Source organism: Asanoa ishikariensis, assembly GCF_900107455.1.
GTDB classification, from domain to species: domain Bacteria; phylum Actinomycetota; class Actinomycetes; order Mycobacteriales; family Micromonosporaceae; genus Asanoa; species Asanoa ishikariensis.
The window spans coordinates 1,102,105-1,128,212 of record NZ_FNQB01000002.1; the positions used below are offsets into that span (position 1 = coordinate 1,102,105).

21 protein-coding genes are annotated in these 26,108 nt (G+C 69.9%); 15 read left to right on the plus strand and 6 right to left on the minus strand.

Annotation, left to right across the window (positions count from 1 at the left end):
* Positions 1-503: 503 nt before the first annotated feature.
* Entirely contained in the window at positions 504-728 is a 225-nt protein-coding gene (locus BLV39_RS19460; protein WP_089254568.1) for a hypothetical protein, read from the minus strand.
* Between the two features lie 133 nt (positions 729-861).
* Between BLV39_RS19460 and BLV39_RS19465 the strand changes: the two genes are divergently transcribed.
* Positions 862-2,460, plus strand: a complete 1,599-nt coding sequence (locus BLV39_RS19465; RefSeq protein WP_090794278.1) for a Rieske 2Fe-2S domain-containing protein — start codon at positions 862-864, stop codon at positions 2,458-2,460.
* Between the two features lie 339 nt (positions 2,461-2,799).
* On the opposite strand, the gene BLV39_RS19470 is transcribed toward BLV39_RS19465, so the two are convergent.
* Together BLV39_RS19470 and BLV39_RS19475 are read right to left on the minus strand one after the other, a co-directional pair.
* The gene (locus tag BLV39_RS19470) at positions 2,800-3,288 is read right to left on the minus strand and encodes a GyrI-like domain-containing protein (protein WP_090794282.1); all 489 of its coding nucleotides are present in this window, start codon (positions 3,286-3,288) and stop codon (positions 2,800-2,802) included.
* A gap of 88 nt (positions 3,289-3,376) precedes the next feature.
* Positions 3,377-4,090: a TetR/AcrR family transcriptional regulator gene (locus BLV39_RS19475; RefSeq protein ID WP_176984982.1), complete on the minus strand. Its 714-nt coding sequence runs from the start codon at positions 4,088-4,090 to the stop codon at positions 3,377-3,379.
* Between the two features lie 100 nt (positions 4,091-4,190).
* Between BLV39_RS19475 and BLV39_RS19480 the strand changes: the two genes are divergently transcribed.
* On the plus strand, positions 4,191-6,368 hold the full coding sequence (locus tag BLV39_RS19480; RefSeq protein WP_090794289.1) for an MMPL family transporter: 2,178 nt from the start codon (positions 4,191-4,193) through the stop codon (positions 6,366-6,368).
* 185 nt (positions 6,369-6,553) lie between these two features.
* On the opposite strand, the gene BLV39_RS19485 is transcribed toward BLV39_RS19480, so the two are convergent.
* Positions 6,554-7,399, minus strand: coding sequence for a YhjD/YihY/BrkB family envelope integrity protein (locus BLV39_RS19485; protein WP_090794292.1), 846 nt, complete (start codon positions 7,397-7,399; stop codon positions 6,554-6,556).
* Between the two features lie 50 nt (positions 7,400-7,449).
* Here BLV39_RS19485 and BLV39_RS19490 point away from each other — a divergent pair, with 50 nt between their 5' ends.
* The 5 genes from BLV39_RS19490 (at position 7,450) to ispG (ending at position 12,277) form a co-directional block, all read left to right on the plus strand.
* Positions 7,450-7,986, plus strand: coding sequence for a GNAT family N-acetyltransferase (locus tag BLV39_RS19490; RefSeq protein WP_090794295.1), 537 nt, complete (start codon positions 7,450-7,452; stop codon positions 7,984-7,986).
* A gap of 82 nt (positions 7,987-8,068) precedes the next feature.
* Complete coding sequence (locus BLV39_RS19495; RefSeq protein WP_176984983.1) at positions 8,069-8,593, plus strand: YcxB family protein; 525 nt, start codon at positions 8,069-8,071, stop codon at positions 8,591-8,593.
* Positions 8,594-8,640: 47 nt separating this feature from the next.
* Complete coding sequence (gene dxr, locus BLV39_RS19500) at positions 8,641-9,834, plus strand: 1-deoxy-D-xylulose-5-phosphate reductoisomerase (protein ID WP_218137088.1); 1,194 nt, start codon at positions 8,641-8,643, stop codon at positions 9,832-9,834.
* Complete coding sequence (locus BLV39_RS19505; protein ID WP_090794304.1) at positions 9,834-11,069, plus strand: M50 family metallopeptidase; 1,236 nt, start codon at positions 9,834-9,836, stop codon at positions 11,067-11,069. Before dxr ends, BLV39_RS19505 begins: the two co-directional genes overlap by 1 nt.
* A gap of 35 nt (positions 11,070-11,104) precedes the next feature.
* A complete protein-coding gene (gene ispG / locus BLV39_RS19510; RefSeq protein WP_090794308.1) occupies positions 11,105-12,277 on the plus strand; it encodes a flavodoxin-dependent (E)-4-hydroxy-3-methylbut-2-enyl-diphosphate synthase in 1,173 nt (390 codons plus the stop codon).
* Between the two features lie 109 nt (positions 12,278-12,386).
* On the opposite strand, the gene BLV39_RS19515 is transcribed toward ispG, so the two are convergent.
* A complete protein-coding gene (locus BLV39_RS19515; protein WP_090794312.1) occupies positions 12,387-12,998 on the minus strand; it encodes a PadR family transcriptional regulator in 612 nt (203 codons plus the stop codon).
* 155 nt (positions 12,999-13,153) lie between these two features.
* On the opposite strand from BLV39_RS19515, the gene BLV39_RS19520 reads away from it, so the two are divergent.
* The 5 genes from BLV39_RS19520 (at position 13,154) to BLV39_RS19540 (ending at position 19,191) form a co-directional block, all read left to right on the plus strand.
* Positions 13,154-13,993 carry a GNAT family N-acetyltransferase gene (locus BLV39_RS19520; RefSeq protein WP_090794316.1) on the plus strand — a complete coding sequence of 280 codons (840 nt, stop codon included), beginning with the start codon at positions 13,154-13,156 and terminating at the stop codon, positions 13,991-13,993.
* Between the two features lie 102 nt (positions 13,994-14,095).
* On the plus strand, positions 14,096-14,611 hold the full coding sequence (locus BLV39_RS19525) for a patatin-like phospholipase domain-containing protein (protein WP_176984984.1): 516 nt from the start codon (positions 14,096-14,098) through the stop codon (positions 14,609-14,611).
* 92 nt (positions 14,612-14,703) lie between these two features.
* Positions 14,704-15,519 (plus strand): SAM-dependent methyltransferase, encoded by an 816-nt coding sequence (locus BLV39_RS19530; RefSeq protein ID WP_090794319.1) that lies wholly within the window; start codon positions 14,704-14,706, stop codon positions 15,517-15,519.
* Between the two features lie 2 nt (positions 15,520-15,521).
* The gene (locus tag BLV39_RS19535; protein ID WP_090794322.1) at positions 15,522-17,672 is read left to right on the plus strand and encodes a putative bifunctional diguanylate cyclase/phosphodiesterase; all 2,151 of its coding nucleotides are present in this window, start codon (positions 15,522-15,524) and stop codon (positions 17,670-17,672) included.
* 220 nt (positions 17,673-17,892) lie between these two features.
* Positions 17,893-19,191 carry an MFS transporter gene (locus tag BLV39_RS19540; protein ID WP_090794324.1) on the plus strand — a complete coding sequence of 433 codons (1,299 nt, stop codon included), beginning with the start codon at positions 17,893-17,895 and terminating at the stop codon, positions 19,189-19,191.
* Between the two features lie 576 nt (positions 19,192-19,767).
* On the opposite strand, the gene BLV39_RS19545 is transcribed toward BLV39_RS19540, so the two are convergent.
* Positions 19,768-22,173, minus strand: a complete 2,406-nt coding sequence (locus BLV39_RS19545) for a GcvT family protein (protein ID WP_090794327.1) — start codon at positions 22,171-22,173, stop codon at positions 19,768-19,770.
* A 135-nt stretch (positions 22,174-22,308) separates the two neighbouring features.
* Between BLV39_RS19545 and BLV39_RS19550 the strand changes: the two genes are divergently transcribed.
* The 3 genes from BLV39_RS19550 (at position 22,309) to BLV39_RS44245 (ending at position 26,054) form a co-directional block, all read left to right on the plus strand.
* A complete protein-coding gene (locus tag BLV39_RS19550; protein ID WP_090794330.1) occupies positions 22,309-23,253 on the plus strand; it encodes a choline/ethanolamine kinase family protein in 945 nt (314 codons plus the stop codon).
* A 21-nt stretch (positions 23,254-23,274) separates the two neighbouring features.
* Positions 23,275-24,849 carry an amino acid permease gene (locus BLV39_RS19555; protein WP_090794333.1) on the plus strand — a complete coding sequence of 525 codons (1,575 nt, stop codon included), beginning with the start codon at positions 23,275-23,277 and terminating at the stop codon, positions 24,847-24,849.
* Positions 24,850-25,382: 533 nt separating this feature from the next.
* On the plus strand, positions 25,383-26,054 hold the full coding sequence (locus BLV39_RS44245; RefSeq protein WP_204082859.1) for a FadR/GntR family transcriptional regulator: 672 nt from the start codon (positions 25,383-25,385) through the stop codon (positions 26,052-26,054).
* Positions 26,055-26,108: the final 54 nt, after the last annotated feature.

Consider the following 26,108-nt stretch of genomic DNA (forward strand, 5'->3'; position numbering starts at 1 on the left):
GGCATCGGCATCGGGGATACGGGCGACGAGGCGCTTGGCGGTCGTCGCGGTGCTCCGCTGGCGGGAGATGTCCGCATTCCAAGCTGCTGGAGCGAACGGGTGAGATCTGCGAGTTGCCGCCGGTGACACGATCCCGCCGTTCGTGCCGGCAGCCCGCGACCACATCCTGGCCTGCCACGCACACGGCACCCAGGGCGGTTTCCACGCGATCGGCGACGCGGCGCCGCCCGACGTCCTGGAGGGCCCGGGGTAGTTCTTGTGCCGCGGGCCTGGCAGCGAAGCGGAGCGAGCGGTCTCCGGCGGGAGCGACGGTCGTGCCCACGACGAATCCGGGAAATCCTGGTTCTGGGCTTACGCGGATCTACAGCAGACCCCAGCTAAGGCCGAGGCTTTGGCCGGCGGTCCGGTCGGCGGCCCCGGCTAAGGCCGAGGCTTGGGCGACGGTCCGGTCGACGACCCCGGCTAAGGCCGAGGCTTTGGCCGACGGTCCGGTCGGCGTCGGCTTAGGAGCGCAGGCCGTTGCGGCGGAGGACGGAGTCGCCGATGACCGCGAGGATCAGGGCGGCGGCGATGCCGTTGAGCCAGATGCGCTCGACGCCGGTGACCTCGTTGTTGCAGAACTGCATCAGCACCAGTGAGATGGCGACGACGATGGCACCGATCCGGCCGCCCTTGCGGTGGCCCGGCTTCCTCTGGTCAGGGGCGATGACCGGCTCGTGCTCTGCCACCTCGTGGCTCCTCCCTCGGCTGCGTGCGGAGATCAGTGTGGCATGTCCGTGGCGTCGAGGATCGGGCACCCCGGCTCGTCGGGTAGCGTTTTCGCCGTACCTGACGAGCTTTTGATCTTGGGGGTTTGCTGCCGTGCGAGTGACCGGGACGGGACATGCCTCTATGCGGATCGACACCCCAGCGGGGAGCATCCTGTGTGATCCCTGGGTGAATCCGGCCTATTTCGCGTCGTGGTTTCCCTTCCCCGACAACTCGTTGCTCGACTGGGAGACGCTCGGGCAGGTCGACTACCTGTACCTGAGCCACCTGCACCGCGATCACTTCGACGCCGCGCACCTCAAGCGCTTCGTGTCGAAGAAGGCGCGCGTGTTGCTGCCGGAGTACCCGACCAGCGAGCTCGAGGACCAGCTCCGCGAGTTGGGGTTCACCGACTTCATCAAGACCGTGTCGGAGGAGGTCCTCGAGCTCGACGGCGGTCTGAAGATCATGATCCAGGCGTTGACGTCGCCGACGGACGGGCCGATCGGTGACTCCTCTCTGTGGGTCGAGTACGACGGCGTGCGGCTGCTCAACCAGAACGACGCCCGGCCGACGGACCTGGCGCTGTTCACCTCGCTGGGCCACGTGCACGCGCACATGCTGCAGTTCTCGGGCGCCATCTGGTACCCGATGGTCTACGAGCTGCCCCAGTCCGCCAAGACCGCCTTCGGCAAGCAGAAGCGGGACCGGCAGTTCGACCGGACGTGGCGCTACATCGACGACCTGAAGGCGACGAACGTCTTCCCGATCGCCGGGCCGCCGTGCTTCCTGGACGACGAGTTGTGGCAGTTCAACGACATCTTCGGCGACGAGGGCAACATCTTCCCGGACCAGTCGGTCTTCATGAAGGAGTACGCCAAGGTCGGCGGCACCAACGGCGTCGTCCTCCTGCCCGGCAGCGTCTCGGAGATCACCGAGACCTCGATCGAGACGACCCACCCGACCGACGTCGATGAGTTCTTCGCCAACAAGGTCGCGCACCTCGAGGAGATGCGGGAGCGCAAGCGCCCGGTCATCGAGGCCGAGAAGGCGTCGTGGCGGCACCCCGAGATCGATGTGCTCAAGGAGATGAAGCGGCGGATCGAGCCGCTCCTCGAGGAGTCGATCTACCTGGCCAAGGGCGTCGGGGGTCCGGTCCGCTTCGACCTGGTCGGCTACGACGGCGACGCGGTCGAGTCGATCGTGGTGGACTTCCCGGGCAAGGAGGTCCGGCGGTACGCGGACGAGAAGGTCCGCTACCGCTTCCGCACCGAGCGCGCGCTCATCGAGCACCTCCTTTTCATCGACGAGGTGGACTGGGTCAACTCGCTGTTCCTCTCCTGCCGCTTCTCGGCGGCGCGGATCGGGCAGTACAACGAGTTCGTCTACGCCTTCTTCAAGTGCCTGTCCGAGGAGCGGCTGCAGTACGCCGAGGGCTGGTACGACGAGCACCAGCGCACCACCGACGCCGAGGACATCACCCTTGGCGACTGGGTCGTGCAGCGGCGCTGCCCGCACCTGAAGGCGGACCTCACCCGCTTCGGGATCGTCGACGGCGACCAGCTGACCTGCCAACTGCATGGGTGGCGGTTCGACCTGCCGAGCGGGCGTTGCCTGACCGGCGTCGGCCACCAGATCCGCGCGCGCCGGGCAGGCGAGCCCGCACCGACCGCGGACGGCGACGCACCCGAAGCCGCCGCCACGCCGGCCTAGCCGGTCTGGCTTCCGGCCCGGACGGCGCCGAGGGGCCGCTGCGCGGCGAAGGCCGGGCACGCCGGCGCCGGTCTGGATTCTGACCCGGACGGCGCCGAAGGGCCGCTGCGCGGCGGAGGCCGGCTACGCCGGCTAGCCGGCCGGGATTCTGACCCGGACGGTGCCGAGAGGCCGCTGCGCGGCGAAGGCCCGCCGCGCCGGCCTAGCCGGCCTGGCTCCTGGCCTGAATGGCCCCCGAGCGCCGGCCGCGCGGCGGCGGCCAGCCACGCGGGCCTGTCTGGCCTGGACGGCGCCGAGAGGCCGCTGCGCGGCGACGGCCGGGCACGCCGGCCCGGCGGGTCAGCGGAGTAGGAAGGCTAGCTCCGTCTCCCATTTGTCGACCGGGACCTCGGCCGGGTTGGACTTGTAGATCTCCAGCCGGCAGCGCCATACGTCGCCGGCGGGGGAGTCGTGGTGGTCGAACTCCAGGTCGCGGCCGTGTGCCCAGCCGAGGAGGTTGGTGGTCACGTCGAGGAGCTCGTCGGGGTGGCCGACGTGCGTGACGGTCGCGTAGCGGCCAGCGGGCAGAACGTCGGCGAAGATCTCGCCGCTGCCGCCGACGGGCATGTTGACCGGGACGCCTGCCTCGATCTCGAGCTCGGCCGCCATGTCGATGACGTTGTATTTGAGGAACGGCGCGCCGACCGCCGCGATGCGGCGTTGAGCTAGGAACGCGAACAGGTCAGGGATGCGATCGGCGATGTCGGCGATCGAACTCATGGTCACCGTGCGCTTGATGGCGATGTAGTCCTGCGCCGGACGGTCTGTCACGGTGGGCTCGGTGGTCACGGCCGGTCCTTTCTCGTGGCTCGATGCGACGGAAACAGTATGTGCGGGGGCTCCGACAGAAACGCGGCCGTGCGTACGCCGGAGCCGGTCAGCTCTTGTCGCTGCGCCCCGTGAACTGGCCGACGTAGGAGTGGAGCTCCATCTCGAACAGCGCCCCGGGGTCGGACACCGCCCACCTCAGGTGGTGGAAGACCTCCATGGACACCAGCCCGTAGAGCCGGGTCCAGCCGCTGAGGAAAGCCCACGCCACCTCGATCGGCACCTCTTCGCCGTGGCCCGAGCGCAGCGGCTCCAGGTGGGCGGCGAGGCGTTCCTCCATCAGCGAGCGTGGCGGGGTGGGGTACTGCTCGCGGAGCCAGAGCGCGTTGATCGTCTCCATGAACGGGCGCCCGAACTCGACGCCCGGATGGTCCGCGTCGTCGCAGCTCTCTTGGAACGCGACGATTCCGGGCAGCGGGCTGCCGAGGATCAGGGCGAACTCGGCCGGGTGCGCGACCGACCACTCGCGGAACGCGCGGGCCATCGCGATGATCTGCGTGACCGGGTCGTCGCCGGCATCGTGCTTGGCCGCGCTGACGATCTCGGAAAGCTCGATGTAGAGATCTCCGGCGAGCGCCTCGACGAGTGCGTCGAGGCTGTCGAAATACCGATAGATCGCGGGCGCGGTCATGCCCATCTCGCGGGCGATCGCGCGCAGGGAGATGGCGTCCGGGCCGCCGGTGACCAGCAGTCGACGGGCCTCGTCCTTGATCTCGGTGAGAGTCGAGGTGCGGAGGCGCTCGCGGCGTGTCGGCGCACTCAAACGCGAACCTCCTTGACTCCCGAGAACGCCGTTGCCATAGTTAACGGCGTTCATTCTCCTAACGCTGTTCGTAGTTTGGCACAGATCTCTGGGGGGATCCATGTTCGCGTGGTGGGGGCGGGCGGTGGTCCGGTTCCGTTGGTTCGTGCTGGCGGCCGCGGCAGCGCTGGTGCTGGTCGGCGCGGCGTGGGGCACGGGGGTGTTCGGCGCGCTGACCGGCGGCGGGTTCGACGACCCGAAGTCCGAGTCGACCCAGTTCCGGGACCGCACGATCGCCGAGCTCGGCAGCCAGGACGTCGACGTGCTGGTGCTCTACTCCGACCCGGCCGCGGCGGTCGACGACCCGAGTTTCCGCGACCCGGTGACCGCGACGCTGGCCAAGATCCGGGCGTTGCCCGAGGTCGCGTCGGTGACCAGCTTCTACGACACGCAGTCGCCGGCGCTGGTCTCGGTCGACCGGCGCGCCACCTACGCGATGGTCCAGCTCAAGGCCATCGACCCGGACGGGAAGACCAGCGCGTACGAGACGATCGAACCGGCGTTGACCGCACCCGGCATCACCACGCAGACGGGCGGCACGGTCCCGTTCCTCCACGAGGCCAACAAACAGACGAGCGAAGACCTGGCGCGGGCCGAGATGTTCTCGCTCCCCGTCCTGCTGGTACTGCTCATCCTGATCTTCGGTGGCCTGGCCGCCGCTGCCACGCCTCTGATGATCGGCGGCATCGCGATCCTGGGCTCGCTGGTCGTGGTGCGGCTGATCAACATGCTCACCGACGTGTCCGTCTTCGCGGTCAACATCATCACGTTGATCGGGCTGGGCATGGCGGTCGACTATGCGCTGTTCATCGTGAGCCGGTTCCGCGAGGAGTTGGCCGCCGGTCACGAGCCGCCTGCGGCGATCGGGCGCACGATGGCCACCGCCGGCCGCACGGTGTTGGTCTCCGGGCTGACCATCGCCCTCGCGCTGGCCAGTCTGTTGATCTTCCCGCAGTCGTTCCTGCGCTCGATGGGCTTCGGCGGCCTGGCAGCGGTGCTGGTCGCGATGCTGGCCGCACTGACGGCGTTGCCCGCGCTGCTGGCCGTGCTCGGCCACCGGGTCAACGCGCTGCGCATCCCGCTGCCCTGGCGGCGCGGGCCGGAGCACGCCGGCGGCGACGGCGCCTGGGCCAGGATCGCGCGGAGCGTGATGCGCCGACCCATCGTGTACGCGGCCGGCGTCATCGTGATCCTCGCCGTGCTCGCGTCGCCGGTGCTCCGGATCAGCTTCGGCGGCTTCGACGAGCGGGTGCTCCCGCCGGGCTCCGAACCGCGAGTGGTGTCCGACGCGATCACCGCCGACTTCGCGGGTGGCACGGTCGGGCCGATCGAGGTGCTGGTCTCCGGTGGTGGCCAGGCCGAGGCGCAACGGCTCGCGTCGACCGTGACCGGCCTGCCCGATGTGACCGGGGTCCAGGTGACCGCGTCGGAAGGGGCGTCGTCACTGCTCACCGTCACCTACCCGGGCGAGTCGACCGGCGACGCGGCGCAGGGTGTCGTGCGGGCGATCCGCGACCTGCCGGCGCCCGCGGGCGTCGACGTCCTTGTCGGTGGCCGCACGGCGGCCGACATCGACCTGATTGACAGCCTCGTCGCGCACCTGCCGTGGATGGCATTGATTATGGCGTTGGCGACACTGATCCTGCTGTTCCTGGCGTTCGGCTCGATCGTGCTGCCGATCAAGGCGGTCCTGATGAACCTGGTCTCGATCGGCGCCTCGTTCGGCGTGGTCGTCTGGGTCTTCCAGGACGGTCACTTCGCCGACTTCCTCGGCTTCACGCCCACGGGCTTCATCGAACCCAGCAACCCGATCCTGATGCTGGCCGTCCTGTTCGGACTGGCGACCGACTACGAGGTCTTCCTGCTGTCGCGGGTACGCGAGGAGTGGGACCGCACCGGCGACAACACGGCGTCGGTGGCATCCGGCCTCCAACACACCGGCCGGATCATCACCGCGGCCGCCCTGTTGCTGACGGTGGTCGTTGCCGGCTTCGCCAGCGGTGGCATCGCCTTCATCAAGCTGATCGGCGTCGGCATGATCGTGGCCATCATCGTCGACGCGACGCTGGTGCGACTACTCCTCGTCCCGGCGACGATGCGACTACTCGGCCGCTGGAACTGGTGGGCGCCAGGGCCCTTCGGCGCGGTCTACCGCCGGTTCGGCATCCGTGAGCTCGACCCGCATCCTGACGCGGCGGCCAAGGAGGAAGCCCTGGCCGGAAGCAGCCGCTCCACCTGACGATCCGGCCAACGACGGAATGCCGCCGGTGGACGCACGTCGTCGGGGCGCGCACCCGGCAACTCACGGGCGAGCAGCAGAAGCTCGCCCAGCCTGCGGGCGACCGCCCGGGTGCCCGTCAGGGCGCCGGGCAGGACGGCGGCGGCAGCCCGCCGGTCTGCGGGGTCCTGGCCCAGAGCACCCGTTCACTGGGTGCGCGCCAGAGGAGCCGCTGAGGAGCGGCGCGCGGCGAGGGTGCTGCTGAGGACGAGCGTTGCCGAATACCCCGCCAGCACAATGACGTGGAACAGGTAGAGCCAGAGCAGCACCGCGACCACAGCCCCGACCGGGTCGAAGCCGCCGAAAGGGATGCCGAGGTCCAGCGGGAAGGAGGTGAACAGGACGAACCCGTGCAGGAAGCCCGACAGGTTGGCGGCTGTGAACGAGGCGACCAAGCAGGTCGGGCGCCAATCGGGGCGGCCTGGGCCGACGATCCGGTACACCCAGATCAGCACCGGCGTCAGGACCAGCCAGACGGCCAGGAACGACAGGACCACGCCCAGCACCACCGACCAGCCACCGCGGCGGACCAGGCCCGTCGTGTACGGGAGTGCGGCGATCGTGGCCAGCACCAGTGCGGGCGCCGGCGCCAACAGCGGCAGCAACAGCAGACGGCCGCGCCAGCCCACCAGACGTTCCGTGCCGGGCTCGGCCACTGACACGAACGCCCGCCGCAGGCCCTCGCCGTAGAACGACGCCGGCAGTAGGGACGCGAGGGCCAGCCACGGTGTCAGGGTGAGGCCCGCCTCGACCAGCGCGGCCGCGGCCCGGTCGGCGCCGATCGACGACGGCAGGGTGTCCGTCGCGTACGCGGTCAGCCGCCGCACCCGGTCCGCACCCGCCACCAGGCCGGTGAGCCAGAGGGCGAGCAGCGAGACCGGCACGATCGCGATCGCGCCGTAGAACGTGATCGCGGCGGCGTGCAGCGACAGGTCCCGGCCACGCAGGGGCGCGAACGCGGCTCGCGCCACCCTTCTCAGGCCCTCGACCATGCCCTCACTTTCCCTGGAAGGGCGCCCGACACTCCTTAGCATCCGTGGACATGACGGTCTTCGAGACGGATCGCCTGATCGTTCGGCAGTGGACGGAGAGCGACGCCGACGTCGCCCGGGTCTTCGACATGCTGTCCCGCTGGGAGGTCGCCCAGTGGCTCGGTGCCCGGCCGCGCGTGCTGGAGAGCCCGAGCGAGGCGCTCGCCGCGATCCGCCGGTGGCGCGCCCGGGCCGACGACCTGCACGGGATCTGGGCGGTCGACGTCCGCGACACCGGCATCACGGCCGGCTCGGTGCTGGTCGTGCCGTTGCCCGACGTCGACCATGAGCCGACCGACGACATCGAGGTCGGCTGGCACCTGCATCCGGACTCGTGGGGGCACGGGTACGCGACGGAATCAGCGCGCGCCGCCATCGATCGGGTGTTCTCGGCCGGCCTGGATCAGATCTACGCGGTCATCCGGGAGGGCAACGTGCCCTCGATCGCGGTCGCCCGCCGGCTCGGTATGGCCTCGATCGGAACCCGGACCACCTGGTACGGCGGGATCGAGCTGGACACCTACCGGCTCGCGGCCGGCGATCGCTGACCGGGCAACCGGCGGCAGGCACCTCGCGGCAGATCGCTGACCGGGCACCCGGCGGACCATGCCGCCGATCTACCCTCCTCCGGTGCGCATCGTCATCGTCGCCACCCCGGATCCCCGGCGGCCCGTCGCGGCCCTCCGCCACGTGTCGCGGTGGGTCTTCCGCAGCTTCTGGGCCGTGGGACTCCTGGTGCTCGCCCTCGGAGTCGTCGGCATCGTGGTGCTGGACGGCGGCGACCCGGCGCTCGACGCCGCGATCATGGTCATCGGGTTGCTGCTGCTCGCCTCGCCCAGCTTCATGGTGGCGTCCGTGCGACGGCAACAGCGCGCTACCGCGGGCATGACCATCGAGTACGAGTTCGACGAGGACGGCGTCCTGCAACGCTACGAGGACGGCGAGTCGCGAATGCCGTGGTCGACCCTGCTGCGCGCGGAGATCTTCTCGAACACACTGCTGCTCTTCCAGGCGAGGAACCGGTACATCCCGATCCCGATCGGGGCGCTCTCCCCGACGGACCGCGCCGACCTGCGCGACCTCTTGGAGCGGCACGGGCTTCTGCCACCTCCGCGCGCCGACCTGTGGACAACTTCGGACCCCGCATCCCGATAGGGGAGAATGACCGAGTGACCCAAGCAAACCGGACCGCGCCGCGCGAGATCGTCCTGCTCGGCAGCACGGGTTCGATCGGCACTCAGGCGGTCGACATCGTGCGCCGCAATCCCGAGCGGTTCCGGGTGGTGGCGCTCGGCGCCGGCGGCGGCAACGTCGGGCTGCTCGCCGCCCAGGCGCTCGAGCTCGGTGTCGAGGCCGTCGGCGTGGCCAGGGCGTCCACCGCGCAGGACCTCCAACTCGCCTTCTACGCCCAGGCGGCCAAGAAGGGCTACGCGACCGGCGACTTCCGCATCCCCAAGATCCTGGCGGGGCCGACCGCGATGGCCGAGCTGGCGGAATGGCCGGCCGACCTGGTGCTCAACGGCGTCGTCGGCTCGCTCGGCCTGGCGCCGACCCTGGCCGCGCTCAGGGCCGGCCGCACCCTCGCGCTCGCCAACAAGGAGTCCCTGATCGCCGGCGGCAGCCTGGTCAAGGCGGCGGTGACGCGGCCCGGGCAGATCGTCCCGGTCGACTCCGAGCATTCCGCGCTGGCCCAGTGCCTGCGATCCGGCGCCGAGCGCGAGGTGCGCAAGCTGGTGCTGACCGCCAGCGGCGGGCCTTTCCGCGGGCGGCGGCGAGCAGAGCTGACCGAGGTCACGCCCGACGAGGCGTTGGCGCACCCCACCTGGAACATGGGGCCGGTGGTCACGATCAATTCGGCCACCATGGTCAACAAAGGGCTAGAAGTGATCGAGGCCCACGAGCTTTTCGACGTCGACTACGACGACATCCAGGTCGTGGTGCACCCGCAGTCGGTGATCCATTCCATGGTGGAGTTCATCGACGGCTCGACGATCGCGCAGGCCAGCCCGCCGGACATGCGGCTGCCGATCTCGCTGGGCCTCGGTTGGCCCGACCGGGTGACAGACGCGGCAAAGCCGGTCGACTGGACGACCGCACACACCTGGACCTTCGAGCCTCTCGACGACGCGGCGTTCCCGGCGGTCGAGCTGGCCAAGCAGGCGGGCCGGGCGGGGCGGTGCCGGCCGGCGATCTACAACGCGGCCAACGAAGAGTGTGTGGCCGCCTTCACGGACGGCCGTTTGCCCTTCCTCGGCATAGTGGACACCGTGGAGCAAGTCCTCACGGCCGCACCCGACTTCGCCGAACCAGGTACCGTCGATGACGTGCTCGCCGCGGAAACCTGGGCCCGGAGGCAGGCGCGGGATCTGATCGGGTCAGCGGTGAGGGGAGCTTAATGTATCTGATCGGTGTGGCGCTTTTCGCCCTTGTCATCCTGATATCGGTCAGTTTGCACGAAGCCGGGCACATGCTTACCGCCAAGGCCTTCGGCATGAAGGTGACCAAATACTTCGTCGGCTTCGGGCCGACGTTGTGGTCGTTCAAGCGCGGCGAGACCGAATACGGGCTCAAGGGCATTCCGCTCGGCGGCTTCTGCAAGATCGTCGGCATGACGCCGCAGGACGACGACGTCGACCCGGCCGACGAGCCCCGCGCGATGTGGCGGTTCCCGCTCTGGAAGCGCACCGTCGTGATGAGCGCCGGCTCGATCACCCACTTCCTCCTGGCGATCGTCACGCTCTGGCTCGCCGCGATGTTCATCGGCCTGCCCAACCCGGCACTGGCCGAACCGCAGCCGGCCTACGTCAAGATCACCAATTGTGTGATCGTCGGCGCGACCGCCAACCGTGACTGCATCCCGGGTGACCCGGCGAGCCCGGCCAAGCAGGCCGGCCTCCAGGACGACGACAAGATCACCGCCATCAACGGCGTCCCGGTGGCGACCTACACCGACCTGGTCAGCGAGATCCGCAAGCTCCCGGCGGGCTCCCAGGCGACGATCAACTACCAGCGCGGTGGCGCCGACCAGCAGGTCAACGTCAACCTCGCCTCGGTGCAGCGGCCTCCGGTCGACAACCCCGAAGGCCCGGTCGGTGCCGTGAGCGCCCTCGGCGTGCAGGGCCCCATTCCGCCGCCGGGCGTGCCGGTCATGCTCAAGTACAACGCGATCGAAGCCGTGCCCGCGACCGCCGACTACACCGGCAACCTCGCGGTCGGCACCGTCCAGTCGCTCCAGCGGATCCCGCAGAAGATCCCGGCCCTCTGGGACGCGGTCACCGGTGAGCCGCGCGACGCCGACACCCCGATCAGCGTGGTCGGAGCCAGCCGGCTCGGTGGCGAGGCCGTCGAACACAGCGCATGGGAAATCTTTGTCCTGCTGTTCGTCTCGTTGAACTTCTTCATTGGTGTGTTCAACCTGCTGCCGCTGCTACCTCTTGACGGTGGCCACATCGCGATCTCGTGGTTCGAGCGGGCCAGGTCCTGGGTAGCCGCACGGCTGGGCAAGCCCGATCCAGGGCGCGTCGACTACTACAAGCTGATGCCCGTTACGTACGTCGTTATCCTGATAGGCGGGGCTTTTACCCTGCTGACGATCACTGCTGACATCATCAACCCCATCACGCTCTTCTAGAACCCGCGCACAACCGTTCCGAGGTGAGTGTTCCCGTGACCGCGATCAGTCTCGGCATGCCGGCCGTTCCTCCCCCGCCGCTGGCCCCGCGCCGGCAGAGCCGCCAGATCCAGGTCGGCTCGGTGGCGGTGGGTGGTGGTGCCCCGGTGTCGGTGCAGTCGATGACTACCACGCTGACCGCCGACATCAACTCGACGTTGCAGCAGATCGCCGAGCTCACGGCGTCGGGCTGCCAGATCGTGCGGGTAGCGGTGCCGTCGCAGGACGACGTGGAGGCGCTGCCCGCGATCGCGAAGAAGTCGCAGATCCCGGTCATCGCCGACATCCACTTCCAGCCGAGGTACGTGTTCGCGGCGATCGACGCCGGCTGCGCGGCCGTCCGGGTCAACCCCGGCAACATCCGGCAGTTCGACGACAAGGTCAAGGAGATCGCCGTCGCGGCGTCGGGCGCGGGGGTGCCGATCCGGATCGGGGTCAACGCCGGCTCGCTCGACAAGCGGCTGCTGCAGAAATACGGCAAGGCCACCGCAGAGGCGCTGGTCGAGTCGGCGCTGTGGGAGTGCTCGCTGTTCGAGGAGCACGGCTTCCGCGACATCAAGATCTCGGTGAAGCACAACGACCCGGTCGTGATGATCCGGGCGTACCGGCAGTTGGCCGAGCAATGCGACTACCCGCTGCACCTCGGTGTGACCGAGGCCGGCCCGGCGTTCCAGGGCACGATCAAGTCGGCGGTCGCGTTCGGCGCGCTGCTGGCCGAGGGCATCGGTGACACCATCCGGGTGTCGCTGTCCGCGCCGCCGGTCGAAGAGGTCAAGGTCGGCCAGCAGATCCTCGAGTCGCTGGGCCTGCGCGAGCGCGGCCTGGAGATCGTCTCCTGCCCGTCCTGCGGTCGGGCCCAGGTCGACGTCTACAAGCTCGCCGAAGAGGTCACCGCCGGGCTCGAGGGCCTGCCGGTGCCGCTGCGGGTCGCGGTCATGGGCTGCGTGGTCAACGGCCCGGGCGAGGCCCGCGAGGCCGACCTCGGCGTGGCGTCCGGCAACGGCAAGGGCCAGATCTTCGTCAGGGGCAAGGTCATCAAGACGGTGCCCGAAGGCCAGATCGTCGAGACCCTGATCGCCGAGGCCGTCCGCCTGGCCGAGGAGATGGGCGCCGAGCTCCCCGACGAGCTGCGCGAGCTCGCGATCGGCCCGACGGTAACCGTCCACTAGCTGTCGTCGTAGCCGGCGCCGCCGCCCAGCGGCGGCAGGGTTCGCCCTAAGGACAAGAAACGGAAAGGCTCCACGAGATCACATCTCGTGGAGCCTTTCGCGTGAACCGTCACCGGGTCTCGGGGTCTTCGGCCAGGATCGCGTAGAGCTTGCGCCGGGCCTCGTCGAGCACCTCGGCCGCGCGGTTGCGCTGGTCGTCGCTGCCGGTGCGGAGCACCTGGCGAAGTGCGTTCATGGTGCCCATCGCCGCTTCGCGGATGTCCTGCCAGCTATTGACGGCACCGGCGGCCTCGAAGGCGCTCCAGGGCGCCTGTGCGGCGGCGTCGGTCGCCTCGGCCTGGCCGGCCTCCGTGAGGGTGAAGCTCTTGCGGCCGCCCTCAGTGGTGCTGACGATCAGGCCCTCGTCCTCCAGCAGTTGGAGCGTGGGGTAGACCGAGCCGGGGCTGGGTCGCCACATGCCACCTGTGCGCTGCTCGAGCTCCTGGATCATCTCGTAGCCGTGCATCGGCCGCTCTGTGAGCAGCGCGAGCAGTGCGGCCCGGACGTTGGGCCGGCGTCCGCCCCGACCGCCGCGCCCGCGGCCACCGGGGCCGCCGCCGAAGCCGCCGGCGCCGCCCCAGCCGAAGCCACCGAAGTCGCCTCCGGGGAAGCCGTGCCCGCGCATCCGTGAGTCATGGCCACCGTGATGGCCGCGATGAAGATTTTCGCGTTGGAACCTCATGGGGTCCTCCTCCGATCTGTTGTCGATACGTTGACGATATATCGGCAATGCATCGCCGACAACACGCAGTGACCTGGGTCACGTCGGAAAGTTGGTCGATCTAGGGGCCAAACCGGGGGAAGCCGTTCGCACCGCGATCTGGCACGCTTGAGAGCGTGTTGATGGTGCCCGTCCGGCAGCTCGGCGAGACCGAGCGGGGAGCGGTCGAGCGCTTGCTGGACACCGACCCCTATGGCGGGGCGCAGGTGGCCGAGCGGGTCGCCGCGCGCGGGCTCGCCTGGTGGCGGGCCGACGGGCGCGTCTTCGGGTACGGGTCGCGCCGGCACGTCGAGGCGCTCTGCTGGCTGGGCGGCCACCTGACCCCCGTCCATGCCGGCCCGACGGCGGTGGCCGCGTTCGCCGAGCGGCTGGCCGCCGAAGACCGCACCTGCTCGTCGATCGTCGGGCGGGCCGACGCCGTCCTCGGGCTCTGGGAGCGGCTGTCCGACCACTGGGGGCCGGCCCGTGACGTCCGGCCGCACCAGCCGCTGTTGATGGCCGACTCGATGCCCGACGTGAGCATCGACAAGGCCGTCCGGGTCGTCCGCACCGAGGAGACCGACCTGCTCTTTCCGGCCGCGGTGTCGATGTACACCGAGGAGGTCGGCGTCTCGCCGATGCTCGACGACGGTGGCGTCGGCTACCGGCGTCGGGTGGCAGACCTGGTCCGGGCCCGCCGCGCGTACGCCCGGATGGTCGATGGTGAGGTGGTCTTCAAGGCCGAGCTCGCGGTCGTCACCAAGCAGACCGCGCAGATCCAGGGCGTGTGGGTCGCGCCGAACTGGCGGGGCAAGGGGCTCGCGGCGCCGGCACTGGCCGCGGTGATGCGCGACGCGCTGCGCCGGGTCGCCCCGACGGTCAGCCTCTACGTCAACGACTACAACGAGCCGGCCCGTCGGGCGTACGACCGCTGCGGGTTCCGTCCTGTCGGTGAGTTCGCGACTGTGCTGTTCTGATCCCACCTGGTGGGAGGCGTCAGCTAATCTCCGATTGCCGGAATCGGCCCGACCTCTACGCTAAGTGACGAACAAGACACCAAACGTCACTGGAGGTCCTCGGTGGGCAGGATCGAGAAGCAAGTCTCCGAGGGCACGGTCAAGTACTACTGGTACCCGGGCGACAAACGCGAGTGGAAGCGGGCCGCCATCTCGGTCGGGATCGGTCTGGGCGCCTTCCTCGTGCTCTACATGATGACCCGCGACCTGTTGCCGGCCGTCGTCGGCGGCACCTCCGTGACGGCGGCCGTCTCCGGCGTGAACTTCGGCCGACGGGACGCGCGCGCCCTCACCACCTTCCCCACCCTCACCGGACGTTCCGCGCGCATCGCTGCCGTCACGCAGACCGGCCGGGCCGCCTGGCGCGGTCTCGTGCACGGGCTCGGCGGGGCGACGGCGGCCGTGCTGATCCTCAACCTCCCGCACGCCGGCGTCATCGCTGACTGGATCCTGCCCGTCGTGCCCGCGGTCGTCGGCGCGCTCGCGCACCAGGCCGGAATGTTGGCCGAGCAACTGCCCGCGGCGAAGCCCGAAGCCCCGGCGGCCACCGCCGTGCCCGCTGCCGAAGGAGCAAAATAGGAGGTGCGACGCGGGTAGCACCGCACGGCCGCACGGAAGAAGTATGCTCGGGCGCGACCATGAGCCCCAGCGACATCGAACGAAGGCGGACGATGGAACAGTCGAGGGCGCTACCGACGGAGGTCGATCTCAGCCGGCCGAGCGCCGCCCGGGTCTACGACTACTTTCTGGGCGGGGCGCACAACTTCGAGGTCGACCGGCAGCTCGCCGAGCAGATCGCGGCGATGACGCCGAACCTGGCCGACACCATGCGCGCCGGCCGGGCGTTCCTGCGCCGCGCGGTCGCTGAGCTCACCCGCCTCGGCGTCGACCAATATCTGGACATCGGCTCCGGCATCCCGACCGTCGGCAACGTGCACGAGGTGGCCCAGGGCATCAACCCACAGGCCCGGATCGTGTACGTCGACATCGACCCGGTCGCCGTCGCGCACAGTCGCTCCATTTTGGAGGACAACCCGCTCACGGCCGTTATCCAGGCCGACGTGCGCGACCCGGCACACATCCTGGCCGAAGCGCGCGACACCGGCCTGCTCGACTTCACCAAGCCGGTCGGTGTGCTGCTCGCCGGGGTCGTCCACTTCGTACCCGACAGCGATGAACCCGACCGCCTCATGGCGACGTTGCGGGCCGCTGTCCCGCCCGGCAGCTACCTGGTGATCTCCCACTCGACCTTCGAGGACCAGCCGCAGGAGATGCTCGACGCGCAGAAGCTGTCGGCGCGCACCGCCACCGAGATCACGCTGCGGTCCAAGGCCCAGGTCTCCGCCTTCTTCGGTGATTTCGAGCTGCTCGAGCCTGGCATCGTCCACATGCCACTGTGGCGTCCGGACTCGCCCGGCGACGTCGACGACCGGCCCGAGCGGTTCGGCGCTTTCGGTGGGGTCGGCCGAAAGCCGGCCGCGGGCTGACGATGGCACTCTCCGCTTCGGAGATCAGCACCTCGGGCGCACAGCGTTATGCCGGGCGATGGACGCATGCCGTCACCCGGCGGGCGTTCGTCACGATGTCCGGCGAACAGGTCGAAGAGCTGCTGACCGCCCACGCGGTCCGGCTCGCGCAGGCCCTGTCCGCCGAGGAGTTCAGCGCCGACCCCGCTCGCGAGGTCGGTCGGGCGCTGGTCGAGGCCAACCTCACCGAACCCGACACGCTCGGCTGGTCGCTGCGCGCACTCGGCGAGCATCTGGTCGACGACGTCGTGCCTGGTCTGCGGCTGCCGGACCAGGCGACGCGGCTCACCGAGTTGCAGGCCGCGCTGGCGGAAGGCTTCGCCCTGGCGTTGCGCGACCGCACGTTCGCTCAGCAGGAGCGGATCAGCCGGTCGGCGTGGGAGGCGCGCAACGAGGCGGAGCAGGCGCTGCGCGACAGCGAGGCCCGCTTCCGCGCGGTGTTCAGCGGTGCGGCCATCGGCATCGGCATCGGCGACTTGACCGGTCAGATCGTCGACGTCAACCAGGCCTTCGCGGACATGCTCGGCTACTCGCGCGACGAGTTGCGCGAGATCAACGTCAGCAACCTCTTCCACGCCGAGGACAGCCCGGGGATCTGGGAGCTCTACGAGGACCTGATCGAGGGCAAACGCGATCGGGTACGGATCGAGAAGCGCTACTTCCGCAAGGACGGCAGCGAGCTCTGGACCGACCTCGCGGTCACGCTGATCCGCCACGACGACGGACGGCCCCGCTTCACGGTGGCGATGGTCCAGGACATCACCGAGCGGTACGCGTTGCAGCAGCGGCTGCGTTTCCAGGCGCTACACGACCCGCTGACCGGCCTGCCCAACCGCACGCTCTTCTTCGAGCGGCTCGAAGCGGTGCTCCAGGACCGCCAGCACGACCGCCGCGTCGGTGTCTGCTTCCTGGACCTCGACGGCTTCAAGGCGATCAACGACACCCTCGGCCACGACGTCGGCGACAAGCTGCTCATCGTCGTCGCACGCCGGCTGGCCGAGGCGGTCTCCAGCGCCGGACACCTGGTGGCCCGGATGGGCGGCGACGAGTTCGTCATCCTGGTCGCCGACGTCGACCAGGACGGCACCACGGTCGAGGTGGCCGAGTCGGCGCTGCGGGCGGTCGCCGAGCCGGTCTACATCGGAGCGAACCAGCTCGCCGTCTCGGCGAGCGTGGGCATCGTCGACCGGTTCGTCGACGACGGCACCGCCACCGACCTGATGAAGGCCGCCGACACCACGCTCTACTGGGCGAAGGCGGAGGGCGGCCGCGGTCGCTGGGCCCGCTACGACCCGGAGCGTGCGGCCCGCGAGGCGACCAGCACCGCGCTGGCGGCGGCACTGCCGTCCGCGCTGGCCCGCGACGAGTTCGTGGTGGAATACCAGCCGATCGTCTCGCTCGGCAACGGTGGGATGCGGGCGGTGGAGGCGCTGATCCGCTGGCAGCACCCGACGCTCGGGCTGCTCTCGCCCGACCAGTTCATCGGGCTGGCGGAGGAGACCGGTCTGATCATCCGGCTCGGCCAGTGGGTGCTGGAGCGGTCCTGCGCCGAGGCCGGCCGGTGGCACAAGGAGTTCCCGCGCGCCCGGCTGATGGTCAGCGTCAACCTGTCGGCCCGCCAGGTCAGTGACCCGGAGATCGTCGACCAGGTGGCCGGCGCGCTTCGGAACAGCGGCCTGCCGCCGGACCTGCTCCAGCTCGAGCTGACCGAGAGCGCCGTGATGGCGACCGGGGGCGAGCCGGTGCGGGCGCTGCGGCGGTTGGCCAGCACCGGCGTACGGCTGGCCATCGACGACTTCGGCACCGGCTACTCGAACCTCGCGTACCTGCGCCAGCTCCCGATTCACACCCTCAAGCTGGCCGGCCCGTTCGTCGACGGGATGCGCGCGCACGACCCGGCGAGCGTGGTCGCCGAGCGGATCGTCGACGCGCTGGTGCGGCTCGCGCACGCGCTCGGGCTGTCGGTGACCGCGGAGTCGGTGGAGACGCCGGAACAGGTGGAACGGTTGACGGCACTGGGTTGCGACAGCGGGCAGGGCCGGCATTTCGGCACACCCGCGGCGCCCTCGGCGATCACGGCGCTGCTGCGTTCGGCGGAGATGCCGGGCAGTTGATTTGACGGGCAGGCGGGCGCACGTTGGCACGCGCGCCCGCCCGCCGCCTCGCGCCGGTGCGATGAGAGAGGTAAACCGCACCGGTGCGTCGCGCGTTCCGAGTGCGCGGTGTTTTTGGAGCGTGGTGTCTTTGGGGCCCCTCTTGACCTGAGACCAATCATGCGGTACGGGCATCGAAGCAGCAACGTATTTTGTCGGTGCCGACCGGCATGATGTCCGCGTGACCCTCCTCGCCGACATCGACTTCCGCCGCTACTGGCTGTCCCGCATGGTGTCCGTCACCGGCTCGCTGGTCACCTACGTCGTGCTGCCGGTGCTGATCTACTCGGTGACCCGGTCGAGCCTGTGGACCGCGTTGGTCGTCGTCGCCGAGGGCCTGCCCTACCTCTGCTTCGGCCTGTTCGCCGGCGCACTGGCCGACCGCCTCGACCGCCGCCGCGTGATGGTCACGGCCGACCTGGTCAACGCGGTCGTGCTGGGCTCGATCCCGGTCGCCTACGCGTTCGGCGTGCTGACCGCGCCACACGTGCTGGTCGTGGCCTTCCTGACCCAGATCTTCTTCGTCTTCTTCGACGCCGCCAACTTCGGCGCCCTGCCGGCCCTGGTCGGTCGGGCCCGCATCGCCGCGGCCAACTCGGCCGTGCACGGCGGCGGCACGGTGCTCGAGCTCATCGTGCCGGGCATCGCGGGCGTGCTGCTCACGCTGGTCGCGCCGGGGCCGCTGCTGGTGATCGACGCGGTCTCGTTCGTGGTGTCGGCATTGCTGGTGCGGGCGATCGCGGCGCCGTTGCAGGTCGGCGTTTCCGGGCCGTCGCCCGGGTTGTTCCGCGACATCCGCGAGGGTGTCGTGTTCCTGAGCAGGCAGCCCATCGTGCGCACGCAGACCATCGTCGGCTGCCTGCAGTCGATGACCGGTGGGGCGTTCATGGGCCAGTTCGTGCCTTGGCTCGACCAGACGCTGGGGGTGCGTCCGACCAACGACGCTCGGCTTGGTGTCCTCTATGGAGTCTGGGGTGCGGGCGGCATCGTGGCCGCCCTGATCTTTCCGCGCCTGGCCCGTCGCTTGGGGGAGCCGCGGGTGACGTTGTGGGTTTTGCCTTTGTCGGCGCTGTTCGGTCTGGCTTGTGGGCTCGCCACCAGTTGGGTGGTGGCGGCGGTGTTGCTGGCTCTGTGGGCGATCGTCTATTCCGTGGTCATTCTTACCGCTATCACGTTGCGGCAGCGGGTTACGCCGGACCGACTACAGAGCCGGGTCAACACCGCCGGGCGGATGCTGTCGTTCGGGGTGGGGTGGCCTGTGGGGGCGCTCATCGGTGGGGTCGTTTCGGATGCGACCAGTCCTCGGACGGCGATCGTCGCTACTGCGGCGATGAGTGGGATCGGGGTGTTCGTCGCTTGGTTCTCGCCGCTGCGGCGGTTGGCGGGTGAGCCGATCCCGGACGCCGAGGACGTGGGCACGCCCGCGGACGGGGGCGCCGCCGATCGCGCGCGTGAGGAGACGGATCGCGTGGGGGCGTAGGAAGGCTGTGGCTGTTCGTGCCGGTCGCGCGGCGGTGCTTTGGCGGGTGCCGTGGATGGGCCGACGCGTGCCGACGGTGCTTTGGTGGACGCCGGCGCTGCGCTCACGCGCTGCGCTCACGCGCTGCGCTCGCGCGGGACGGCGCTGCGCTCGCGCGGGACGGCGCTGCGCTCGCGCGTGACGGCGCTGCGCTCGCGCGGGACGGCGCTGCGCTCGCGCGGGACGGCGCTGCGCCTGCGGGTGCCGTGGTTGCCGGATGGCGTTTATTCAGCTCGACCAGGAGTCCGGCGAGTTCGGCTTGGCTTCTGGCCTTCGACCGGGGGGTGGATCGGCGCTTTCGGCGGGGCGGAGTTTGAGGTTTGCGCTGAGGTGGGGATTTCTCCGGGGCTTTGCCCCGGACCCCGCCCGGGCTTCGGGGATCCTGGGGGAGGAGCGGATCCCCTCGTCGGGCTTCGCAAGGGCATCAGGATCTCTGGGCGGTGACAAGGTCGGTCGTCCGGTGGGGCGCTCCACCTTGTCACCGCCCAGAGATCCTGCTTGTCGGGCTGCGCCCGACGAGGGGATCCGCTCCTTTAGCTAGCCGCGGATTCGGGTGTTCTTGGGGTCGTACAAGGGGTCTTGGGTGACTGTGGCTTGTTGCCAGTCGCCGAAGATGCCTACTTCTACCCGCTCGCCTTCGTTCACCGTGGTGGGTAGGTAGGCGTAGGCGATTGACGCCTCTACTCGGTGGCCGTAGCCGCCTGAGGTCACTCTTCCCACCGGTTTGCCTTTAACCCTTACCGGTTCTGTGCCTAGGCAGACTTGGGACGGGTCGTCCATCACCAGGCAGCGTAGGCGGCGTTCTGGGGTCGCCGCCCTTAGCGCCTCGCTGCCCAGGAAGTCCTTGTCGTTGCGGACGGCGAACGACAGACCGGCCTCGTCCGGCGTTGTTTCGGGGGTGATGTCGGAGCCCCAGACCCGGTAGCCCTTCTCCAGCCGCATCGACTCGATCGCGCGGTAGCCGGCCGGCCGCATCCCGTGTGGCGTTCCCGTCTCGACCAGCAGGTCCCACAGCGTCAGCATGTATTCGGTGCTGGCGTACAACTCCCAGCCGAACTCGCCGACGAAGGTCACCCGCTGGGCCAGCACCGGCACCGGGCCTAGCGTGACCCGGCTGGCCCGCATGAACCGCGCGTCTAGCTCTCCGTCGACCAGGGGGGCCACGATCTCCCGCGCTGCTGGACCCCACAGGCACAGGCAGCCGTACGCGCCGGTGACGTCGTCGATCCGGACCTCATCGGGGGCGTGGCGGCGCAGCCAGGCTGCGTCGCGTACACCTGAGGCCGTGCTCGTCACCACGCGGAAGTGGTCCTCTGCCAGGCGGGTCACCGTCAGGTCCGCCTCGATGCCCGCGCGGGCGTTGAGTAGCTGGGTGTAGGCGACACCGCCTACCGGGCGGTCGATGTCGTTGGCGCACATCCATTGCAGGAACTTCGCGGCGTCGGCGCCTCGGACGTCGAGTTTCGCGAACGAGGATTGGTCGAACAGGCCGGCCGCTTCGGCGGTGGCCCGGCACTCCGCGGCGATGGCGGGCGACCAGGTGCGGCCGGCCCAACCCGCGGGGCGCGTCGCAGCGGGGTCATCGGGCCGCGGTGCGAACCAGTTGACCCGTTCCCACCCGGCCTTCTCGCCGAGTGCCGCCTCGCCGGTGCGTGGCCAGACGGCCGAGCGACGCAGCGGGCGTCCGGCCGTCCACTCGGTGTGGGGGTAGACGACGTCGTAGTAACGCGAGTACGCGTCCAGCGCCTTGGCCGTCGCCCAGGAGCGGCTGGCCGCGTGCGGTCCGAAACGGCGGATGTCCATGTGGGACACGTCGTACTCGGGCTGGCCGTCGACGATCCACTCGGCCAGCACCTTGCCCACTCCGCCGGCGGCGGCCAGGCCGTGTACGCAGAAGCCTGCCGCCACCCAGAAGCCGCGCACGGCGGTCTCGCCGAGCAGGAACTCGCCGTCGGGGGTGAACGCCTCCGCGCCGTTGACCACTCGGGCGATCGACGCCGTGCGCAAAGAAGGCACTCGGTGCTGGCCGGCGGCCCAGGACTCCGCGAACAGGTCCAGCTCCGGCGGGAACAGCGCGCGTGGCGACGCCAGCGGTGGGCCCGACTCGGGCCAGCACACCGATGGCGTGCGGATGTAGCCGCCGATCAACAGGCCGTCGGGGGTGTCCGGGTCGTCGGAGCCCCGGAAGTAGACGATGTGGTCCGGGTCCCGGACCGTCGGCAGCGCGGGCACGTCGGAGAGCGGCAGTGGGGAGCTGACCACGTACTGGTGCTTGATCGGGACGACCGGGATCGGGACCCCGGCGAGCCCGCCGATGTGGCCGGCCGCCGCGCCCGCCGCGTTGACCACGATCTCGGTGGCTACCCGGCCCTGCGACGTGTGCACCCCGCGTACCCGGCCGTCGACGACCTCGATCCCCGTGACCGCGGTGCCGGTGGCGAACGTGACCCCGAGCGCGCGGGCGCCCGCGGCGAGGGCTCCCGTGAGCTGTGCCGGGCGCAGGTAGCCGTCGCCCGGGAGCCAACCGGCCAGCCGTACGTCGGCGACCTCGAGCATCGGAAGACGGTCGGCGAGCGAGGTGGGGGAGAGCAACTCGAGTTCCAGCCCGTACGTCGTCGCGGACGATGCCTGGCGCAGCAGTTCCTCGACGCGCTCCGGCGTCGTGGCCAGGCGGACGCCGCCGACGCCGCGCCAGCCGGGGTCGAGGCCGGTGCGGTCGGCGAGCTCCGCGTAGAGGCCCGACGAGTACATGATCATGCGGGTTTGGCTGATCGTGGAGCGGAGTTGGCCGACGAAACCCGCCGAGTGCCAGGTGGTGCCGTCGGTGAGCTCGTGCTGCTCGACGACCAGGACGTCGGTCCAGCCAAGGCGGGCCAGGTGGTACGCGATGCTGCAACCCGCGACCCCGCCGCCAACGATCACTACGCGCGCATCAGTCCGCACAGGCGCAGGTTTACCACCAGAAAAGGTATGACCAAATCAGCTATCCGGTCAGTGAACTTTTACCCTCGTGAGTATTGACCACGGTGATCACGGAGGTCGACACTCCCGCCTAGGACACGGCATGCGGAGGCGGGCATGCGGATGGCGGAACGACCCCAGGCCGGCGAGGTGCTGCGCCGTGTGCCGCGCTTCGCTGGGCGGCCCGTGCGCACCACGCCGGTGACGGGTGGGCTGTCGCACCACATCTGGCGGGTCGACACCGGCGGACGCAGCTACCTGCTGCGCGTACTCGATCCGGCGGTCTCCGCCGCGGGTCTTGGCGTCTCGCCCGAGCAGGAGATCGAGAACACCCTGCGGGCGGCCGAGAGCGGGGCCGGCGCCCGGGTGATCGAGGTGGTGCCGGACGTGCCGGCGCTCGTGCTGGAGTTCCTGCCCGGCCGCACGCTGCACGCCGACGACGTGCGCGACCCGGCGACCATCACCAAGATCGCGGCCGCCTGCCGGAGGTTGCACGACGGCCCGCGGTTCGACAACGACTTCGACATCATCGCCAAGCGGCGGGACCTGCTCGACCTGTGCGCGCGGCACGACCTGCGGGTGCCGGCCGGCTACCACGATCGGCAGTCCGAAGTGGACGCGATCGCACAGGCCGTGGCTGGACAGCCCACCCGGCCCTGTCACAACGACCTGCTCCCCGAGAACTTCATCGACGTGGCCGGCGAGGTACGCATCGTCGACTACCAGCTTTCCGGCAACAACGACCCGGCTTTCGAGCTGGGTGACATAGCGGCCGAGGCCGACTTCGACCCCGACCGGACGGCGGCCCTGACGGCCGCCTACTTCGGCACAGAGAGCACGCCCGCCCTGCACGCGCGGGTGCGGCTCAACCTGATCCTGTCCAACGTCACCTGGACGCTCTGGTTCTCCGTGCACCACGGACTGCTCCGGGCGCCCGGGTCGACGTTCGACTACTGGAACGAAGCGGCCGACAAGTGGGCCCGCGCCATCCACGATCTCGACGCACCCGACCTGGGTCGCCTGATCGACACCGCCGCGGGCCGCACGGCCACCCCGTTATGACCACCTCAGGGAGGTGTTGCAGTGACGACCACGTCGCCCGAAACGGGTGAGCAGCCACTGGACGACGATGCCCAGCGGCTCGCGGAGCTCGGCTACAAGCAGGAACTCCGGCGCAAGTGGAGCGGATTCTCCAACTTCGCCATCTCGTTCTCCATCATCTCGATCCTGGCCGGCTGCTTCACCACCTTCGGCCAGGCCTGGAACAACGGCGGCCCGATCGCGATCTCCTGGGGCTGGCCCCTGATCTCGATCTTCATCCTGATCATCGGGCTCTGCATGTCGGAGCTCGTCTCCGCGTACCCCACCGCGGGCGGCATCTACTGGTGGGCCGCGAAGATGGGCAAGCCGGTGCACGGCTGGTTCACCGGCTGGCTCAACCTGGTCGGCCTGGTCGCCGTCACCGCGTCGGTCGACTACGGCTGCGCGACGTTCCTCAACCTGACCCTGTCGGCGCTCTTCGACGGCTGGGCCGGCACGCTCAACCAGGCGTTCCTGTTGTTCGTGATCATCCTGGCGCTGCACGGGATCATCAACATCTACGGCCACGCCATCATCGACATCCTGCAGAACATCTCGGTCTGGTGGCACGTCGCCGGCGCGGCAGCGGTCGTGCTGATCCTGATCGTCGTGCCGGACGAGCACCAGAGCTTCCAGTTCGTCTTCACCGAGCGCTTCAACAACTCCGGGTTCGGCGACGGCGAACACAACGGCCTGATGTTCTGGTTCTTCATCCTGCCGCTCGGGTTCCTGCTGACCCAGTACACGATCACCGGTTTCGACGCCTGCGCCCACGTCTCGGAGGAGACCCGCGGCGCGTCGCACGCGGCGGCCCGCGGGCTCTGGCAGTCGATCTTCTATTCGGCGATCGGTGGCTGGATCCTGCTGCTCGCATTCCTGTTCGCGGCCACGGACGTCGACGCGATCAACGCGGCCGGCGGCTTCTCGGGCGCGATCTTCGAGTCGGCGCTCACCCCGGTGATGTTCAAGATCGTCATCATCATCTCCACCATCGGCCAGTTCTTCTGCGGCATGAGCTGCGTGACCTCGATGTCCCGGATGACGTACGCGTTCAGCCGTGACCGCGCGGTCCCCGGCTGGCGCCTATGGTCGAAGGTCAACCGCGACGGCACCCCGGTGTACGCGATCATCGCCGGCACCGTCGCCGGCGGCGTGCTGACGCTGCCGGCGCTCTACCAGTACAACGGCATCCCGGTCGCGTTCTATGCGGTCGTCTCGGTCGCGGTCATCGGCCTGTACCTGGCATTCCTGATCCCGATCGCGCTGCGCCTGCGCCTGGGCGACGCGTTCCGCCCGGGGCCGTGGACGCTGGGCCGGCGCTACAAGGTGCTCGGCTGGATCGCGGTGATCGAGATCGCAGTGATCTCGGTCTACTTCATCCTGCCGTTCACCCCGGCCGCGGTCCCGTTCAGCGACGACTTCACCTGGAGCGCGGTCAACTACGCCCCGCTGGCCATCGGCGGCGTGCTCCTGGCGGTCTGGATCTGGTGGCGGGTCTCGGCACGGCATTGGTTCACCGGCCCCCGTCGTACAGTCGACGAACCGGATACGACTGACGCCAGTACGCCCGCGCCCTGACCCTCGGGCCTTCGGCTCCTCCGCGACCGGCACCCCGCCGGTCGCGGGGGAGAGGCCACACCTTTTTGGGGGTACGCACGATGCCCACCGACGCCGCCCGCAAGCCGCCCCGGCGCCCACGCCCGGCCAAGGCCGCCCTGGCCACCGCCGCCGCGCCCGCCGACGGCCTGCCGGACGCCGCCGCGACTTCGACCGGCTCGCGCAAGCTGGTGGTGCCGGCGGACAGCGGCGCTGCACTCGCGGCCGGACGTGGGCGGAAGTCAGTTGCTGCCGCGGACGCATCTGCGGCGGTCGTCCCGGGTGCAGCGGATGCGCAGCGGCCGTCCGCTCGATCTGTGCGAAAGCCGGCGGCCTCCGCAGACGTGTCCGGCGCGGCGGTCCCGGCCATCGCGAAACCGCGGCGCCCGCGCGACCCGGACCCCGCGACTCAGCCCGATCGGCCGGTTAGGCGGCGCGGGGATCCGGCGGTTACGGGGGTGCCGTTGTGGCGGCCCGTCCGGGGTGGCAACGCTTTCGAGATCACCGTGTCGCGGTTGGCGCAGGCCATTCGGTTGGGTCTGGTCGGGGCCGGTGACCGGCTGCCTGCCGAGCGGGAGCTGGCCGAGAAGCTCCAGGTCAGTCGGGTCACGCTGCGGGAGGCGATCCGGGCCCTGCGCGAGGCCGGCTTCCTCGAGTCACGGCGGGGCCGCACGGGCGGCACGTTCGTGGTCTCGCCGGTGACCGACGATGTCGACAAGGGACGGAAGACAGCGCCCAAGGTGACGGGCGCCGCCGAGCTTGCCCGGCAGATGGGTGACACCCTGCACGACGCGCTCGACTTTCGGCGGGTGCTCGAGCCCGGCGCCGCCGGCTTGGCCGCTACCCGCACCCTGACCGCACAAGAGCGGCAGCAGCTCGTCGCCTGTCTGGCCGCCTCCCGCGACCGCGACCCGACCACCCGGCGGGTGGCGGACTCCCGGTTGCACCTGGCCATCGCCGCTGCCGGTGGCAGTCCGTCGTTGGCCGCCGCGGTCGCCGACGTGCAGCTCGCGCTCGACCGGCTGTTGGCCGCCATTCCGGTGATCAAGAAGAACCTGGACCACTCGGATCGGCAACATACCCGCGTCGTGGACGCGATTCTTGCCGGCGACGCGGCTACCGCGCGGGCGACGATGGAGGAGCACTGCGACGCGACCGCGGTGTTGTTGCGAGGCTTGCTCGGATGATTGACGCCGTAATGGTTTGCTAGTAGACCATTTCTTTGGAAAGACGAGCTAAGG

Coding starts and splice junctions, on each gene's coding strand:
- BLV39_RS19480 (WP_090794289.1), top strand. CDS start 4,191: ATGTTCGCGTGGTGGGGGCGGGCGGTGGTCCGGTTCCGTTGGTTCGTG.
- BLV39_RS19485 (WP_090794292.1), bottom strand. CDS start 7,399: ATGGTCGAGGGCCTGAGAAGGGTGGCGCGAGCCGCGTTCGCGCCCCTG.
- BLV39_RS19490 (WP_090794295.1), top strand. CDS start 7,450: ATGACGGTCTTCGAGACGGATCGCCTGATCGTTCGGCAGTGGACGGAG.
- BLV39_RS19505 (WP_090794304.1), top strand. CDS start 9,834: ATGTATCTGATCGGTGTGGCGCTTTTCGCCCTTGTCATCCTGATATCG.
- BLV39_RS19515 (WP_090794312.1), bottom strand. CDS start 12,998: ATGAGGTTCCAACGCGAAAATCTTCATCGCGGCCATCACGGTGGCCAT.
- BLV39_RS19530 (WP_090794319.1), top strand. CDS start 14,704: ATGGAACAGTCGAGGGCGCTACCGACGGAGGTCGATCTCAGCCGGCCG.
- BLV39_RS19535 (WP_090794322.1), top strand. CDS start 15,522: ATGGCACTCTCCGCTTCGGAGATCAGCACCTCGGGCGCACAGCGTTAT.
- BLV39_RS19550 (WP_090794330.1), top strand. CDS start 22,309: ATGCGGATGGCGGAACGACCCCAGGCCGGCGAGGTGCTGCGCCGTGTG.